General features: G+C 51.9%; 18 protein-coding genes and 1 pseudogene. 12 read left to right on the top strand and 7 right to left on the bottom strand.

The window, feature by feature from the left end; genetic code table 11:
- Positions 1–194 precede the first annotated feature (194 nt).
- The 4 genes from J7E36_RS24415 to J7E36_RS24400 are packed head-to-tail and all read left to right on the top strand — an operon-like array spanning position 195 to position 2,398.
- Positions 195–941, top strand: a complete 747-nt coding sequence (locus tag J7E36_RS24415; RefSeq protein ID WP_215008799.1) for a 2OG-Fe dioxygenase family protein — start codon at positions 195–197, stop codon at positions 939–941.
- 13 nt (positions 942–954) lie between these two features.
- The gene (locus J7E36_RS24410; protein ID WP_215008797.1) at positions 955–1,392 is read left to right on the top strand and encodes a GNAT family N-acetyltransferase; all 438 of its coding nucleotides are present in this window, start codon (positions 955–957) and stop codon (positions 1,390–1,392) included.
- Positions 1,389–2,102: an AzlC family ABC transporter permease gene (locus J7E36_RS24405; RefSeq protein WP_215008795.1), complete on the top strand. Its 714-nt coding sequence runs from the start codon at positions 1,389–1,391 to the stop codon at positions 2,100–2,102. The genes J7E36_RS24410 and J7E36_RS24405 overlap by 4 nt, the downstream gene beginning before the upstream one ends.
- Positions 2,081–2,398, top strand: coding sequence for an AzlD domain-containing protein (locus J7E36_RS24400; protein ID WP_215008793.1), 318 nt, complete (start codon positions 2,081–2,083; stop codon positions 2,396–2,398). Before J7E36_RS24405 ends, J7E36_RS24400 begins: the two co-directional genes overlap by 22 nt.
- Here J7E36_RS24400 and J7E36_RS24395 read toward each other — a convergent pair.
- Positions 2,315–3,241, bottom strand: coding sequence for a LysR family transcriptional regulator (locus J7E36_RS24395; protein WP_215008791.1), 927 nt, complete (start codon positions 3,239–3,241; stop codon positions 2,315–2,317). The genes J7E36_RS24400 and J7E36_RS24395 overlap by 84 nt on opposite strands.
- Before the next feature lie 452 nt (positions 3,242–3,693).
- On the opposite strand from J7E36_RS24395, the gene J7E36_RS24390 reads away from it, so the two are divergent.
- The 4 genes and pseudogenes from J7E36_RS24390 (at position 3,694) to J7E36_RS24375 (ending at position 5,454) form a co-directional block, all read left to right on the top strand.
- Positions 3,694–3,984, top strand: a complete 291-nt coding sequence (locus J7E36_RS24390) for a type II toxin-antitoxin system RelB/DinJ family antitoxin (protein WP_215008790.1) — start codon at positions 3,694–3,696, stop codon at positions 3,982–3,984.
- 76 nt (positions 3,985–4,060) lie between these two features.
- Positions 4,061–4,263: pseudogene (locus J7E36_RS24385) on the top strand (type II toxin-antitoxin system YafQ family toxin).
- Positions 4,264–4,369: 106 nt separating this feature from the next.
- Entirely contained in the window at positions 4,370–4,777 is a 408-nt protein-coding gene (locus J7E36_RS24380) for an MbcA/ParS/Xre antitoxin family protein (protein ID WP_215008789.1), read from the top strand.
- Positions 4,777–5,454 carry an RES family NAD+ phosphorylase gene (locus J7E36_RS24375; protein ID WP_215008788.1) on the top strand — a complete coding sequence of 226 codons (678 nt, stop codon included), beginning with the start codon at positions 4,777–4,779 and terminating at the stop codon, positions 5,452–5,454. The genes J7E36_RS24380 and J7E36_RS24375 overlap by 1 nt, the downstream gene beginning before the upstream one ends.
- Positions 5,455–5,602: 148 nt before the next feature.
- Here J7E36_RS24375 and J7E36_RS24370 read toward each other — a convergent pair whose 3' ends face one another.
- On the bottom strand, positions 5,603–7,210 hold the full coding sequence (locus J7E36_RS24370) for a methyl-accepting chemotaxis protein (protein WP_215008787.1): 1,608 nt from the start codon (positions 7,208–7,210) through the stop codon (positions 5,603–5,605).
- Positions 7,211–7,543: 333 nt separating this feature from the next.
- On the opposite strand from J7E36_RS24370, the gene J7E36_RS25350 reads away from it, so the two are divergent.
- The gene (locus tag J7E36_RS25350; RefSeq protein WP_231286542.1) at positions 7,544–7,858 is read left to right on the top strand and encodes a hypothetical protein; all 315 of its coding nucleotides are present in this window, start codon (positions 7,544–7,546) and stop codon (positions 7,856–7,858) included.
- Positions 7,858–8,151, top strand: a complete 294-nt coding sequence (locus tag J7E36_RS24365; protein WP_215008801.1) for a helix-turn-helix domain-containing protein — start codon at positions 7,858–7,860, stop codon at positions 8,149–8,151. The genes J7E36_RS25350 and J7E36_RS24365 overlap by 1 nt, the downstream gene beginning before the upstream one ends.
- Before the next feature lie 243 nt (positions 8,152–8,394).
- Here J7E36_RS24365 and J7E36_RS24360 read toward each other — a convergent pair whose 3' ends face one another.
- Positions 8,395–8,673 carry a DUF3077 domain-containing protein gene (locus J7E36_RS24360; protein ID WP_215008786.1) on the bottom strand — a complete coding sequence of 93 codons (279 nt, stop codon included), beginning with the start codon at positions 8,671–8,673 and terminating at the stop codon, positions 8,395–8,397.
- 475 nt (positions 8,674–9,148) lie between these two features.
- On the opposite strand from J7E36_RS24360, the gene J7E36_RS24355 reads away from it, so the two are divergent.
- Complete coding sequence (locus tag J7E36_RS24355; RefSeq protein WP_215008785.1) at positions 9,149–9,391, top strand: CopG family ribbon-helix-helix protein; 243 nt, start codon at positions 9,149–9,151, stop codon at positions 9,389–9,391.
- Positions 9,381–9,665 (top strand): type II toxin-antitoxin system RelE/ParE family toxin, encoded by a 285-nt coding sequence (locus J7E36_RS24350; protein ID WP_215008783.1) that lies wholly within the window; start codon positions 9,381–9,383, stop codon positions 9,663–9,665. Before J7E36_RS24355 ends, J7E36_RS24350 begins: the two co-directional genes overlap by 11 nt.
- Before the next feature lie 203 nt (positions 9,666–9,868).
- Here J7E36_RS24350 and J7E36_RS24345 read toward each other — a convergent pair whose 3' ends face one another.
- From J7E36_RS24345 to J7E36_RS24330, 4 genes are read right to left on the bottom strand one after another with little or no spacing between them, the layout of a single operon-like run.
- The gene (locus J7E36_RS24345; protein ID WP_215008775.1) at positions 9,869–12,997 is read right to left on the bottom strand and encodes an AAA family ATPase; all 3,129 of its coding nucleotides are present in this window, start codon (positions 12,995–12,997) and stop codon (positions 9,869–9,871) included.
- Positions 12,994–13,518, bottom strand: a complete 525-nt coding sequence (locus J7E36_RS24340; RefSeq protein WP_215008758.1) for an ABC-three component system middle component 1 — start codon at positions 13,516–13,518, stop codon at positions 12,994–12,996. Before J7E36_RS24340 ends, J7E36_RS24345 begins: the two co-directional genes overlap by 4 nt.
- Positions 13,496–14,818 (bottom strand): ABC-three component system protein, encoded by a 1,323-nt coding sequence (locus J7E36_RS24335; protein WP_215008756.1) that lies wholly within the window; start codon positions 14,816–14,818, stop codon positions 13,496–13,498. Before J7E36_RS24335 ends, J7E36_RS24340 begins: the two co-directional genes overlap by 23 nt.
- Positions 14,815–15,870: a ComEC/Rec2 family competence protein gene (locus J7E36_RS24330; RefSeq protein ID WP_215008754.1), complete on the bottom strand. Its 1,056-nt coding sequence runs from the start codon at positions 15,868–15,870 to the stop codon at positions 14,815–14,817. The genes J7E36_RS24335 and J7E36_RS24330 overlap by 4 nt, the downstream gene beginning before the upstream one ends.
- Positions 15,871–16,474 lie beyond the last annotated feature (604 nt).

Below are 16,474 nucleotides of genomic sequence, written 5' to 3'. Positions count from 1 at the left end.
GAGGCCGCCTCCTACTCGATGTTTTTACGCCGCAAACACGTCTGAAAGCGACTGTTCTCCCGTGAAAAAATCCTGCCGGTTTCACTTCAGGCCTCACTTCAAGCACGGCTTTAAATGCCTCAAAATATTTCTCATGGACGTAATTCCTGCACCTACTAGATTAGGCCGCTCAATGCAGCGGAGACCTAAGAAAAATGATCGTTCTGAACAGGGAAGTGGGCGAAGCGCTAAGACGTGACAAATACGTCAACGTTCGCGGTGGTGACTTCAACCTCTACGGTCATTTCGGCGATTTTGTCCGGCTGACCAAAAGCTGGGAGTACATGGAGCCCGACAGTTACTACGGCCAGGCCGAGTCAGGCATGCGTTTTCGCCGCTACAGTGACTTTGAATACAACCCCGCCACCCGCGAGCTCAAGCAGCTCGAGCACCGTGCTTATGTCCAGTCCAAGGCCAACAACAGCTACGTCGGCGGATTGGAGCGGCACTTCCAGGACTTCTCCAACGAGGTCATCAACTCGCCGGTGATGCGCAGCCTGATCGACACGGACTTCGAGGTGTACAAGCACGTCCTGCCCCAGGAACTGCACGATGAAATCTGGCAATGCCAGATCCATCAGATCCGCATCGAGATCAAACCGGGCAAGCAGCTGGAGATCACCCCTGAAGGGATTCACTGCGACGGCTATCCGTTCAGCGGCGTGCACTTCTGGGGCCGTCATAATGTGGCAGGTGCGGAAAGCCGCTTGTACACCGCCCAGGAAGAGCAATTGGCGGCGATTACCTACGAGGACATCCTCGACACCACGTTCTTCCTTGACCGGGACATGCGCCATTACGTTACCCCGGCCCGTAACGTTCACAGTCACGAAATGGCCTTCAGGCAAATCCTGGCGATTTCCTTCTCGCGGCCCGGGACCGCTTTCGACATTGTTCGCTGAATGGCTTGAACCCATGGACGACCCGACGCAGCAGGTTCTGTTGCGCCGGGCCCTGGTCAGGGATGCCGAACGACTGGAGCGGTTCTTTCGCGGATTTGACGAAGTGTCGTTCTGTGAATGGCAGGATGCCCGATTCTTGCGTGGTGTATTGCTGCAGGACACCACCACGGCGTACCTGGCCGTTGATGCGGCCGGCGACGTGGTGGGCGCGGTGATCGGCGGCATGCTTGGCACCCGTGGCACCATCAATCATTTGGCGGTCAGCCCTGGGCATCGCACCAAAGGGTTGGGGCAGCGCCTGGTGGAAGCGGCATCGGCCGATATGAAACGGGTCGGCGTGCTGCGCATGTTCCTGTTCGTCGACGATGCCAATCTGGCGGGCAAGCGTTTCTGGACTGCTCAGGGCTTCTGCGAGCCCCGGGGTGAAATCACCTTCGAGAGGGATTTATGAACAAGACTTCCAGCCAGCCGCTGGTGGTCGAACCACACGCCTCGCGTACCTTTGCTGAAGCCAGTCCGGTGGTGGCGGGTTATTTTACGGTTTCGTTTGTGTTCGGTCTGATGGCGGTCAACGCCGGGTTGCCGCTGTGGTTGCCGGTGGCGATGTGCCTGTTCGTCTACGCCGGCGCTTCACAATTTGCGGCGCTGGCGTTGATTACCAGCGGCGCGTCGCTGACCACCATCGTGCTCACTACCTTCCTGATCAATGCGCGGCACATGCTGATGTCGGTCTACATGGCCAAGGCCCTGCGTGCGCTGGGGCTGAGCCGCTTCGAACGCTGGTGCTACGCGGCGGGGCTGACGGACGAGTCGTTCGCCTTTCATAGCGTCAAGCTCGGCAGCGGCGCGCCGGTGAGCGTGCGCTACCTGATCGGCTTCAACCTGTTTTGCCATACGTCCTGGGTACTGGGCGGCTTGTTAGGCGCGGTGTGCGCGCAATACGCGGCGCACCTGATCAAGTATCAGCTCGACTATGCCCTGACCGCGATGATGCTCTACGTGCTGGTTTCGCTGTGCAACACCCGAAACAAGCTGATCGCCGCCCTGGCCGCCGTTGCCTGCATGGGCGTGCTGAGCCTGCTGGGCAGCTCGCCGTTCAACGTCTTCATTGCCACGTTCGTTGGCTGCGGGGTGGGCGTATGCCTGACCAAACGTTCCTGATCCTGGTCGTGGCGCTGATGATGGCCGTGACCTTCCTGCCCCGCGCACTGCCGTTGCAGGTCAATACCGAGCATTGGCCGCCCTTCGTCGCCCGTGCCCTGGAGTACCTGCCGGTGGCGATCGTCGCCGCCATCAGCCTCACCCCATTACTGGTCAAGGATCAGCAGATACAGCTCGACCGCCCGGAATTCTATGCCGCGATTCCGACGCTGTTATGTGCGTACTTCAGCCGTAACCTGTTTCTCAGCGTGGCGGTGGGCACGGCGGCGTACATCGCGCTCGGTTCGTTCCTGTAGCGTCAGGTCGACCACGTCGTGCAGCGCCTGGCCGGACAACTCGGGATTGTTCACCGCCAGGCGGACCTCGAGGAAATCCTCGAAGTCCGGGAAAATCGCCAGGCCATTGCGCAGCGCCGCTTCGCGGGAAACCAGTCCCAGGCCATCAAGCTGAGAGATCAAGGACAACGTCAGCGTTTCGCTGCAGGAATACACCATTCGCTGGCCTGTCCCGTAATCGCCCAGGCCCGCATCGAGAAAGCGCAGGAAGCTGTGGGAATAAGGACATTCTTGCGCAGGACGTACCTGAAACTTGTCGCCGAGCAAGTCGAGGGAATCGTCCTCGTCGCCGCAATGGGCCCCCACCACCCGGACGTGTACATCGGGCATGGCGATGCCGGAGAAACTGTTCTGCTGGGCGCCGATCAGGATCGCCAGGTCAAAATCTTCGTTCTTGAGCTTGCTCAGGTTCTCCATCGACTCGGCGTAACTGAACTCCAGCTGGTACTGGGGGAACACGGCGATCAATCGATCGATCATCCGTCGGTTGAATTCCGCCGGCAGCGTGGTGTTCAACGCCACTTTCAGCGTGCGCTGCCTCGGCTTTTTCAGCGCCGCGACTTTCTCTTCCAACTGCCGCGTGGCCACCAGCACCTGATCCATGAAAGGGGTCAGTTCCGAGCCCTGGCTTGTCAGTGTCAGGCCCTTGTTCGAGCGCCGGAACAACCGGAAACCAAATTGCTCCTCGACTTTGTTCAACTGCGCCGCCAAGGCCTGCACCGTGAGGCACGAATGCTCGGCCGCCGCCGACAACGAGCCGGTCTGCACGATGCGCATCAGGTTGCGTAGGGTTCTGCTATCCATGAGGTAATGCCCTCTGCTCAAGTGGGCTCGCTATTGTTGTGCACCCGGCCCGGGGCAGGCAGTGCCTGCTGGCTATCATCATGCACCTTGCCTCGGTTGTCGCGGTTTGTAAGGGGCGCCTATGCCAGGCAATGGCTAGAAGCTTACGCAGGATTTCGTCATTTTGCCCGGCTGATGGTGATCGGAGTCAATAAATACGGCCGTGTGCCGTTGGCGCGACGAAACGTCCTGCATTCGTTTAGGAGCGCTCCCATCGATCGGGTTGATTGCTCCGATATCCAGCCTTGGAAAATCCGGATGAAATGCAGCGACAAGTGAGCCTGCAGATCCGTCGGTTGTTCTGAGTCATGCGGGCCATTGATCCCCTTGCTGTTGACCCCCTGCGACAAGCCACACCACAATGGTTTCGAGGTAGCGCCAATGTAGCTACAAAATAACGATGAGGTTTACCCATGGGTGCATTACTGAAAACCACGGATGTGCGTTGCCGCATTGACGAGGACTTGAAAGCCCGGGCCACTGAGGTTTTGAACGCCTGTGGATTGAGCGTTAGCGATGCTATGCGTCTGTTCTTGCGGCAGGTGGTCGAGACGCAAGGACTTCCATTCGAAGTGCGAGTGCCCTCGGACAAAACTGCCCGCGCCATGATAGAGGCGCGAGACATTCGCCAACGGTTCGACTCGATAGACGACATGCTGAGAAAGGCTGATGGCGAAACCGACAGAAAAGAAAAAACGCGCTGAACTACCCAAGCAATGCGCTTATACATCTGAATTCAAAAAGTCCTGGGAGCGTTACAAGCGAGCTGGGCGGCGGCATATGAACGAGGTCCGTCAGGTAATGGTTTTACTGTTTTAGGCGAGCCGCTACCCGCTGAGTATTTGGATCACGCCTGGACTGGTCGCTGGGGTGGGTTTCGAGAGTGTCATATTGGCGGCGACTTTCTATTGATCTATGCGCATTCGAGCCCAGGCCTGGTGACATTTGTAGACCTCGGCAGCCATGCGGAATTGTTCAGATAACGCGCAAGGCGGCACCTCGATTATTTCATATACGAATTAAATATGAGTAATTGTACTTATCTGTACTATGCTCTACCCACCACAAGCGACCCAGGAGCCAACCCCCATGGCGACTTCCTCCATCACCCTCAGCGCCCAGCAACAATTGGACTCCCCGGACGCGGGTCGAGTCGCGTTGAAGTTTTTCTTCAATCTGATGGAACTGTGGGGTTGCAGCGTCGAGCAGCAGCGCACGCTGCTGGGCAAGGTCGGGAACACGACGTTCTACAAGTACAAGCAGCTACCCAACGTCCGGTTGCCCCATGACACCCTGGAGCGCATTTCCTACCTCATGGGCATCCATAAGGCGCTGAGCATCATCTTCAGCAACAGCCGTGACCGTGCCTACCAGTGGGTCAGCAGTCCCAACAGTGCGGCGCCGTTCAATGGGCAGTCGGCACTGGCCTACATGCTGGCCGGGCGGGTGGTGGACATCGCCGACGTGCGGCGTTACCTCGACGGAGTACGCGGCTGATGACGCCACCGCTGGTGGACCCGCAATGGAAGCGCGCCTATCGGATCGTCAACAGCTGCTTCCCGCCGATCACGCTGTTCGAAGACGTACTTGATCCTGAGGACCTGCCCACCGCCTATGCCCTGGAGGCACTGACCAATGACCGGTTGGTGGAAGAAGCCGGCGTGCTGTCCCGGGTACGTCCCGAAGACCGTGTTTCGGGGCCGGGCTCCTCCCCGGTGATGGCGGCCTTCACTCACATTGGCAAGAGCAGCCGCTTCAGCGACGGCACTTTCGGCGTCTACTACGCCGCCAGCAGCCAGGAAGCTGCGATCGCCGAGACCTGCTTCCACCAGGCGCGATTCCTTGGCGCTACCAACGAGCCGGACCTGGAGTTGACCATGCGCACCTACGTCAACAAGGTCGTCAAACCGCTACATGACATCCGCCATGACTACCCACACCTCCACAACCCGGACCCTACCGCCTACGGGCCGTCCCAAGTGTTCGCCCGGGAGCTGCGCGAGAGTCTGTCCTGGGGGCTGCTCTACAACAGCGTGCGCCTGCCCGGCCACGAATGCGTCGCCGCATTTCGCCCGCCGGCCGTGTCGATTCCGCTACAGGGCAAGCACATTCGGTATGTCTGGAGCGCGCAGAAGCGCGAGATTTCGTTTGTGTTTGAGGTGAGTCAGGTGTGAGACCGGGTTTTTATTGAGAATTATGGCTGGGCAATAATTATTGCTCAGCCATAATTTTCAATAATCCGCGATGTTGCTGGGAGGAGCAGCTACGCAGCCCCGCGGGAGCAAGTTCCCTCGCCACGAAAGTACAAGGCGGCTCTGCTGATCAGATCTTGAACTGCTGCACCGAAGACTGCATCGAGCCCGCTGCGTTGTTCAATTGATCCGCCGTTTGCGTCAAGTTGTGAATCGAGCGGGTATTTTCCCGGGATTGTTCGGCAATGGACTCCACCCGCTGAGCCAGTTCGTCACTGGCCTTCGATTGCTCGGCAATGGTCTGGGAAATTTCCTCCACTACTTCCGCCGCATGCCGGGCGCCGCTGCGGATTTCGCTGATGGACACCCCTGCCTGTTGGGCCAGGTTCACACCCTCGTCCACGCGACTGACGCACGCCTGCATGTTCGCCACCGCATCCCGGGCGCTCGACTGGATGCGCTCGATCATCGCGGTGATTTCCTGGGTGGATTGGGTGGTGCGAGCCGCCAGGTTGCGCACCTCATCGGCCACCACCGCAAAGCCGCGACCGGCCTCGCCAGCGCGAGCCGCCTCGATGGCGGCGTTGAGCGCCAGCAAGTTGGTCTGCTCGGCGATGCTCTTGATCACCTGGATGATGGAATGAATGTCTTCGGACGATGCGTCCAACGCTGTGATCTTGCTGGACGACTGGTTCACCACCTCGGCGATCCGGCTCATGCCTTCCACCACCCCCAGAATCACCTGCCCGCCGCTGCTCGCCAATTGTTCTGACTGGGCCGAGATCGTCCGCGCGCTGTCGGCATGCTGGTGGATCTGGCTGATGTTCGCCATCATCTGCTCCATGCTCGCCGCCATGCTGGTCGCGCTCTGCGCCTGCTGGTCGGCGCTGGAAACAATCTGCCGCGCCGTATCGCCCAAGGTCCGGGAAGTGCCGTGCAGTTCGTCGCTCTGGCTGCGGATCGTGGCGATCATCTGCCGCAAGTTGGTTTGCATCTGCTCGATCACGCCTTGCAGCTGGCCCAGCTCGTCCTTGCTTTGAGCCCCCATGGACCGCTGCAAATCCCCTTGGGAAATCGCCTGGGTATTGAGGATGATCTTGTTCAGCGGTGTCAGGACCGCTTTGAGCAGACTCCACGACAACAACGCCAGCGCCACGCACGTAGCCAGCAAGGTCACGATCAACCAGCGCCCCGACGACTGGATGCTGTCATCCTGATGACTGCGCGAGGTCTGGGCCTGGTTTTCAATGAGTTCACTCACCGCCTCGTTGCGCTCCTCCAGCGCCGAAAACGCCGCGTTGAATTCCGTGCGCAACGCTTGCATGTCCTGGGCACCACCCAGCACCTTGCCGATCACCTGCTTGGCTTTATCAAGGTAGGTATCGGCTTGTGGTTTCAGCTCGGCAATGGCCTTGGCGATAGGCTCCGGCAAATTCGCCTCGCCATTCTCGGCAATCACCTTGCGCATCCGCTGGGAATGCTCGTCAAACGCCTCCAGGACCTCCTTGGCCCCCTGGGTATCCCCAGGCGCCACCAGCAAAGCGGCCAACACATCGGCGCGAATAGCGTCGTGCATCATGTCCGCCTCCATGTGCTTGCGCATGGCCGAAATACTGGTCTCGTTCTCTGCCAGCGACTCGGTCATGGAGTGATAACCCCACAGCCCGATACCGCCGAGCAACAACGCAAAAGAAAGACTGACCAACCCCGAACCTATGACCTTGGTGCGGATCTTCATCGCTAACGCTCCTGGAGCGGGGATTTCTGGGCAAGTGTAGACGAGCGCCAGCGACGTCTTGAGGGCGGCGATGCTGTTATTTGAGGGTATCGGCGCGGAGGAAAATTAAATGAGCGATACGTACCCCCCCGTGGCGAGGGAGCTTGCTCCCGCTGGGGTGCGAAGCCGCCCTTCTTCGCTCGCGTCTGGACCACCGGAGATTAGCTGTGAGTTTTTTCAGCGGATCGTGTAGTCGATGGCGATCAGAACTCAAAACGGCTGAGGCGGCGTTGCGTGAACATAAGGGAGACCGCTATGGTCGAGGGTATACGCCATTGACGGATATGTTTCAGGATGATATTCATTGAGTCCCCTATTTTCACAGAAGACCTGAACGCGCTTCTGAGCGATGAGACCTACCGCGAATTTCAAGCGTACTTGGCCGAGCACCTTACGGCAGGTGACGTAATCCAAGGGACCAATGGGCTAAGGAAGATTCGGTGGGCCGCGAAAGGGAAGGGTAAGCGCGGTGGAGTTAGGGTGATTTACTACCACATTTGCGCGGCCTGCCAGATCCGCCTGATTCTGATTTATCGCAAAGGCATCAAGGATGATCTGTCCGCCGGTGAAAAGAAAATATTGAGCGAGTTAAACAGAGGGTGGAAATGATGGAAAAAGATCTATTCAACCGTCTGGTCGAAAGCATGACCCAGATGGACGAAATCGAGCGTGGCGAGCGCCCACCGTCTCGTGAATTCCACGTCGACGCCTTGCAAGTCAAAGTGATTCGACAAGCCACCGGCCTTTCCCAAGCCCGCTTCGCGAAAGCGATAGATGTAGCCCTGGGAACCCTCCAAAACTGGGAACAAGGTCGGCGTGAGCCAGAAGGACCAGCACGTGCATTATTGCGGGCTATCCACAACGATCCTAAAAATGTATTGGCTGCTCTTCAGCACCGGTGAGCCCGTATCGGCCGGCAATTGGCCGCAGACTCCACGGGCAAAACCACTCTCTCTGGGGCATCGGGGGAGTGGGAACGCTGGTGCGATATGGGCGGAAGAAAAATTAACTGAATGCACCGCAACCCCCCGTGGCGAGGGAGCTTGCTCCCGCCGGGGTGCGAAGCAGCCCTCCTTTACCCTCAGGGGCTCAACTTTTAGACGCAACGCTACCCGCCCATCGAGCAGCGTCGCACTACCTCGCTCCTAAGCGGAATAACTCCCCGGCGCTTCCAGCACCTTCACTACATCATCGATAACGGCCTTGCTCATGTCCTGCAAATAGCACGACGCCCAGGCATATCGATCCGTGCTGCGAATCATCGCGGCGTCCTCGGCCAAAAACTTGGCAACGTGGAGCAAATCCGAGGCATGGGATAGGGCTTCGCTTATCGGGATGCCGCTGTTGACGCGAAAGAGTGGTCGGTCGGAATGGAAGGAGAAGGGGGTTAGGCCTGGGGTTTTAAGATCTTGCGGATTTGACATTGTCTGGCTCCTTGACTGTGAGAGCCGCAACCGTCCTTCCTACGGGATTGGGTGGCGGCCATGCACGGGGTAGGAAAACCGGGAATCAAGGCACCCGGCACACCCGGAGGTGTCCCGCGCACAGCCGCCATAAAGCATTATCGCAGGCGCAAAAAAAAGCGCCTGCGATAATAAGCGGGGTGCATCTGCTGCGCCTTGATTATTTCGGGTTTCCTACGCCCGGTCGCTGAATTTGCAGCGACCGTTCGAGAGTAGCGAGTGATCAGGGTAGGGACAATCGTGGCGCGATGCTGGCGAATCTAAAATTATGTATCCAAGATTTACGCAGCCAGCAGCCAGCAGCCAGCGTTATGAGATGACGCCGGACAGATCGAGGCTCGCTCCAAAGCCCCGAAGCATCTCGCGACGACCTGCTCATTTAAGCGGGCTCCTGCCGGTGTAAGATACTCAACAAACGCTCACTATCGAGGCTGTCATGACCGGGATTTCCCTGAACCTGCCGGAAGACCTTTCGAACTCACTCTCCGATCTGGCCAAGACGAATGGCCAAACCGTGAGCTATTTAGCGATGGACGTTCTTCGTGACTACATCGAGCACGAGAAGGCGTTGATTGCACAGATCGAACTGGCGGTAAAGGAGGCCGATCAAGGTAAGTTCGCCTCCGATGATCAAGTAGCCGCGATGCGTTCTCGACGCTGGAGCAGGGATGCGGGTTGAGTGGCTGGAAAAAGCCCTTAAAAACCTGGAAGACGAAGCCAGTTACATAGCCCTTGAAAACCCCAAGGCTGCCGATGACTTTTCCGATGCAATCTTTGCCAGCGTGGAGCGGTTGGCCCAATTCCCAGCCATGGGCCGTGAAGGTCGAGTAAAGAACACGCGCGAATGGGCAGTTCCCAATTGGTCCTACCTCATTCCCTATCGAGTACTCGGTGATCGTCTTCAAATCCTTGGGGTGTTCCACACAAGGCAACGTCCTCGTGCCCAGTGGTAAGCCGGAGAGCGTAGTCGGCACTAGGAGTCGAATAAACTTCTACCAAACTGATTCTTAAGGTGAAAATATCCAGCTTTGACTTTTACTACCTCTAAAACTATCCCCAGAGTTTAGCTCGCTGAGTTAACGAAATGAACAGCTTAGGAATTCGCCTGAACTACTCGTAAAAAGAGTATGTCCAGGCAATAGGTTATGTTGTCAGGCTAGGAGCTTATTGTTTCAGTCGTAACAACCCCAAATGATTCGAGCTTTAAAAATTTAGATCCAAAAATTCCGGGGGATATTTTTTTTTGCAATAGTCTAAAAAAATTCTCGTCATGGGTAGATATTATAATCTGTTTGTTAAATTGTTGGCTTATATTTCTAAGGAGGTCAATGGTCGATAGCACATTTATTGAGTCCATGGAATGAATAGGATCATCAATAAAAACGGCATCTAGTGCAAGGTTGTTGTAGCTAGCATGCAGCGCTTTAGCCAAAAATATACTCAGACTCAAAATGTTTAGTTGCGCGGCGCTAAAATACAAGGTGGGTGGGATGCGGTTATTGTTTTCATCTACGACTAATATGTGGAGGCTTGGTTTTTCATTTTGGTCAAATGTTGGAATGAATTCTACTGTTTTGAATGTCGGGTGCGGATCGATTTTTTTGTATATTTCATTGATTAGTTTATCATAGAAGAATTCAGATATTCTGGATTCAAGGTGTTGAATGACATTTTGCATCTCCGAGTCAAGTTGCTGATGAACTAGTTCGTGCTTCAATCGTAGCGTTTCAAGCGGTGCTAGTTCCTTCTCAAGTGCTACGCGCTCGACGTAAGGGATAAGGGCACCTAGTTGACTCTGAAGCGTTTCACATGTGCGCAGTTTGCTTTCCAAAAGCTGACGATTAGATGATGCGTTTGTTATTTTTTCTAACAGTATTCCTGGTGTGTTTTCAAGAATGCTCGGGCTCTCGATATTAAGTGCCACGGTAAACGCGTTTTTGAAATTTTGTACCAGATTCTGCAGAGCTGTTCGCTCTGCATGTAAAGCGCTATAGTTTTGCTCTATTAATGCATCCTGAAGCCATGTGCCGAGTTGGTGCATCGTTTGCTGCAATGTAGCAATTTCAGTTGCGGCTTTATTTGTGCGTTCAATAATTTGATTTATCGAAGTACTAAGTTCTTCGTTGCGTTGGGAAAACAGTTCATTAATGTTTGCATTTTGCAACCAGTCAAGCTTCTCAATATAGGCGAGTACCTGACAGTACAGGGTGTCGATTTTTAATTGATTGATACTAGTTATTAAATTGGCTTCTTGCTCTTTTAGTTGAAGTATTTGTGCGCTCGAACGATTGTGAATTTCCTTCTGCTGAAGTAGACCTTGCTGATGAAGTGCTTTCGAATCTTCCCATATCTTGATCTGGGATTTTATATGTTCGGACAGCGCCTCATTGCTCATATGTAACGTGTGGTCTTGGGCAGAGAGTAAGCGTTGTCGAGAATTTTCTTGATCTGAACGTAATTGAGTAATGGTAGCGTTTATGCTTGCAGCTGAATCCTGATGTTCTGCCAAAGATCGTTGAGTTTCAAATAACTCAAAATCAATCTTCGACTTAACCAAACTCACTAATCCACCAGCTTCGCCCAATGCCATGTCTCGCTGAGCGCTAAATTCTGTCGATTGTTGTTGAAGTTGCCGTTGTAAGGAGGAAATAGCTTCGTTGTTTGCTATTTTATTTAAGAGTTCTTCGTGACTGGGATGTTCTTTACTACACAATGGGCAATTGGATGTTTTGTGATCGGTGAGAAAAGCATGCCCCAGCGCTACTAATTGTTCTAATATACCGGATTGTTCCTGAGCTTTCTCCGAAGCTATAGCGTTATCGCGCAAACTCGCGTCGAGTAAATCAATGGTACGGTTGGCCAAAGCAATACGAAGGACGATATCTTCATCAATTGTGATCAACCCTGCAACGCTGGAGACAACATTATGGCGATCAAGCCTCAAAGAATTAAGCTTCCCCTGCTTATCCTTCAAAACCGAGCAGGCAAGGTTCTGTGCAGCAAGGTGAGGCTCTAGCTGTCCAATTTCCGAATCTACTTGTTTGACCTTTTCCGACTCCGTAGTAATGACGATAAAGCTGCTAGGCACTTCCTCCCCGTATACTTTCCAGCCATTTAAGCTCTGATCAGCTTTAAGGATAGTTTCCGAGAGGTTTTGAACGGATTTCAGTGAAGCATCTAGGACTACCGATTCACTCGTAACTTTTACCTTAAGATCGGTCAGTGCAGTCTCATAGTCCAAAATCAGTCGCTTGGTTTTATGATAGTGTTCCAATTTCTCCAGAACTTGAGTTAGTTCGTTTAATTCATTTTTTTTGTTTTGTAATGAGGTTTTATCTGCTTCAAGTTGTGAACTTATGTCCTTATGTTTTCGGCTGGTGGTAACGGCGGATGATAATCTGGTGAATTCCGGAGCTATTTTTGCAATTTGCTCCTCTGCTTGCTGAGCAGGTAGTGATAGTTGATGAAGCTGGTTCAGGATTTCAAGGGTCTTGCTTTCACTATCTATATTTCCTTGAAGTGTCGACTTTGTGTCCGCGATTATGAAACGCAAATTCGCTTCAGATGCTGAACTAAAGTTATCTTTTTGTAGCTTTAGTTTGGAACCCACGTTCCCAAGAGACTCTGCAGTTAAATTGAATTGCTCGAATGGCTGAAGATCTACGGGCTCGCTTAGAGCAATAGTGAGTCGCTCAATTCGCTCCTTGAGTTCGAGTACTGTTTGATTGTTTTCTGCCTTCAGTGCATAAAGTTTCTTGCGGATGCTTTCGGCGTCTGAGCAGAAACTATCCATGAAACGCTCGTAACGCTCAGTAGGCTTGGTTTCTCTTATAAACGCATCAATGCCATCTTGAGATAAGAAGATGTCTCTAAAAGCCTCCCTACCTTTTGCGACTTTACCCTGGAATGAGAAATCTCTCGTGCCCTCCGCGGTAGCAGACAAATTACGCTTGAAGTCTCCGTGCGTAGTCCTGACATGAACAGAGGTTTTGACGGTGGAGGGCGCCTCATGATTTCGTAAAATAAATTGTGGAGTATTCGGTGTCTTACTATTGTCCGCAGTCAGTGTATTGTTTGTTCGGTTGGTGGCTCTTACATAACGAGCGATGCTTTTAGTGAATGCCCATTCTACGGCATCATAGAAGGAGCTTTTGCCGAACCCGTTAGGTGCATATAAGACAACAAAATTCGAAGGCTCGCCGTCTTCTAGAGAAAAATCAAATGTCCCATCTTTAATGTCGTTGTAAGCCCTAAAAGCTTGAATTGATACTTTTTTTATTTTCATTCGGTTATCCGGTCCATAAGTTGTTTTATTATTTCTTGGCGCCTTATTTTGTCATTGTAATTATGGCTTATTGGTGTATCGCGAATGAATGTAAGTATTTCGCAAGTGTATTCTTTCGGAGTGCTTCTTTCTACAAGTTTTAAATTTTTTCCTAGAAGTTCGCAACTTAGATCTTCTAAGATTTTTTCTCTATCGAAGAAATATTTATAGCTGTCAAATATCATTTTTCTACAGCAGAATTTATCGTTTTGTATTTCGTAGTTCTGACGAGTTTGAACTTTTTCTAGGCAGAAAAAAGCCAAATAAAAATTCCATTTTGCGCGGGGATTGGTGGTTTGGAAGATTCCTGCAATCACGCTCTGCATTTGACGCCAGTTATCGACAATCGCTTGAGCTGTCGGCGTATGGCAAGCGAAGCAAATGAGAGAATGGTCAGATGAGGTGTATGCCGCAAATTGAAAGTCTGGAAACTCTTCCTGTAAAACACTAAGCTCAAGATCAGCGCTTAATAAATTGGCCATATTGTCCTCGAAATAATGTCAATAAGTCGCTCTTTGACTTGTCTTTGTAGACAAATTCATTGTCAAGCATGCAGGCGCCGTGGATAGCTTTTAAATGATGTATGACGAGGCTTCTAAGGTGGGAAGTAGTTGTTGTGTCGATTCTCATCTCCGATGAGAATATGTCGGGGCTAGAAATATTTGTTATAATTGATTCAAGTTGGATATTGTTAGGCGTTAGCCGCGGATTGGTTTCTGGCGACCCGATTACAATGACGCTATTAGCATCTAGATTGTCTTTGGCGAAATAAAGTATCTCTTGGAGTTTTTTTAGCCAAGCAGTGTCTGATCCTTCATACAGAAATCTTCTTGTTCTCTCTAGAGTCTTAAGATAATTCGAGTCGATCATAGGTGTATGATCAATTAAACCGCAGATTATGTAAAATTCTAGGAGTGAAACCCACAGATTTTTATTCACCAGATAATTGGGGTCGGAGTTGGGTATGAGCAGGCTTTGTCCATAGCTTTCAATTAGTTCGAAGGGTTTAGGCAGTCCGTTTGCTATCAACTTATCTGCGGCTTCAAAAAGGAGAGTCAGTATCCCTTCGATATTTGCCTCATCCACGAAGTCTAGCTCAAAAATAAGATCTTTTAGTCGAGAGAAGCAAGTTAAGTAATCTGGAGCTAATCTCGGTAGACTGTAAAAAGCTGCCAGCTCTACGTAATGGTTATTGCGATAGCATCTGACGCGGCCTAAATGCTCTTCGTATTCTATAGGGTCCTCATCCACCCTTGTCTCTATCCCTACAAGCTCGCAGATACCTCCCGACTGGACGAACACGCCAGATCCTGAGAACCCGTTAAGAAACGTCTTCGAAGGGCTGTTGGTCGCGTTCATTACAAATGTGTGACTCTCAGCGAAAGCTATATTTCCGTCCTGTACCTTTAATCTACTAGCGTTATCTTGTTTTTCACGCCTGCTTTCCGGATAGCCTATCATCCAGCATGAGGAGCCGTCCTCAATCTTGGATGATGCTAAGCGGGCGTAGTTTAGATCCGAGGAAGCTTCGACTATTACGATTGCACAATCAATATCTCGATTAACGCCGCGGCGAGGGTAATTGATACAGTCAATTACTTTAAGTCGGTTGCCCTCGTAGTCCTCCACGGTCGCCTTTTTTTGGGGGACAACATGACGTGCTGTCAGAACATAAGCGATTTTATCGGATAACGCACTTACCAACACACCGCTTCCGTTATTTACTTTGACGGCGGAGCGTTGAGCATGCTGTATTGCTGTAGTTTCTTGTATAATAGTCACGTGCATAAATCCAGGTATTGGATTGATGATATTTTCTGTGAGTGTTGAGTAAGTTCCGTGTTGCTAAAGGTGAGTCTAATTGTTTCTTCGTAGTTAAAATATAATTTTGCGTTTGGGTGTTCGTGCAATATTCTGGCTATCGTTATTCTATCGGGGTGGTTATGGCTACGGCCGTTTGTTGAAAATAAGAAGCTGGTAGGCTCTATCAAACTTAAAAAGTCTGGGCTTGTATTAAACTGACTGCCGTGGTGTGACACCTTGACTAAGTCTACTTTTAGTCTATTGCTAGCCGTGTATCCGAGCTCTTTAAGAGTTTGCACAACGACGTCATCCGGAGCGTCCGCGAGAAATAGGCATTTTACGCAACCGGTTTCGAGAAGAAAGGAGATAGAGCTTCGATTCGGTAAAGTCTGATCCCCTACAAATACGTCGTTTTTGAGCAATTCTGAAAACGAAAGGCTAAAGTCACGTGACCGGCCGGCCGTTAATGGGCTGATAAGCTCTTTAGGCCATGCTTGCGCTAGCTTGATAATGTCCTCTTCTCGAGGAGACAATATCGTCAGACTAAACGGGCCTTCCTGAGTTTTTTGTCCGGCCATTTTCAAATCTTTATGCCAACAGCCTATCTTATCTAATAATATTTCTAGGCTGTGGGCTTGCCTAAAACTTGTTTCTGGGTTCGAGATATCCCTGAGGTAAACAAAATTTTCTGGGATTTCTGCTACCCCTACGTAGTCTGTAATCAGTTTGGATGAGTTGTACCAAAATTTTTTAGTGATGCTGCTCAGATATCCTTTTGTCTCGAAACCTCGCTTCAACCCTCCAATATGATCACTATCTATATGGGTTAGTATAGCCAAGTCAATTTGTTGTCCGTCGCTCTTTAAGGAATCGAGTGCTAGCTTTAGAGGGCCGGGTGCACCTGTTTGCCTTCGAAATGTGCTGGCCGTTCCGCCATCTATAAGCAGGTTATAGCTTTTATTTCCTTCTCTATGTGAGACAAGGAAACAATCTCCGTGGTCAGCTTTGAGAATGCTTAGTCTGAGCGCCATAGCCGGCTCCCCCAAGGGAAGTAATTACAATGAATCTCTAAGTGCCTTATGTACGAATGGACTCGAGACACGCCGATCCATAGCGTCAGGGCAAGACGAGATACTCGGTTCGCTTCGTTTGGTTATGGAAGGGAGAAAGTGATAGGAAAATCTAGATACCAAATCCATGGCAGATGGCCAGCTAACCTAAAGATGAGTAGCGTACACTAATCTTTCGAAATCTGTCATACGGGCCGATCAAGCTACCCAACACATGGGCATAGCCTCTTCCGCCATACCGGCCGGTTCCCACATGAGTGACCTCCGGCTCATTCAATGCCGCACCTGCCTACGTAAAGGTGTCCCGATACAAGCAGTTTCTGCCGCATCCCTAATTCGGTGGCTAAGCTACACCTTTTGGTTTTGGACAACCCGAATTGAGCATCCGCAAAGGCGCTGAGAGGGGAGCTACGGCTCGATTGCGTCAGGTGCCCGAGATGAGGGGTACGCGATTGTGTTCTCGAATCTTTGTCTTCTTCTACTCGTTTATCAATATACGCAGGCTGCGGAGCGCGCCGAACTTCGCCAAGTGTAGAAAAACTCCAGATCGTGTCCCAGGAAGTGG

This window comes from Pseudomonas fluorescens (assembly GCF_018614775.1).
Classification (GTDB): domain Bacteria; phylum Pseudomonadota; class Gammaproteobacteria; order Pseudomonadales; family Pseudomonadaceae; genus Aquipseudomonas; species Aquipseudomonas fluorescens_BY.
This window is presented reverse-complemented; position numbering and strand designations above follow the sequence as displayed.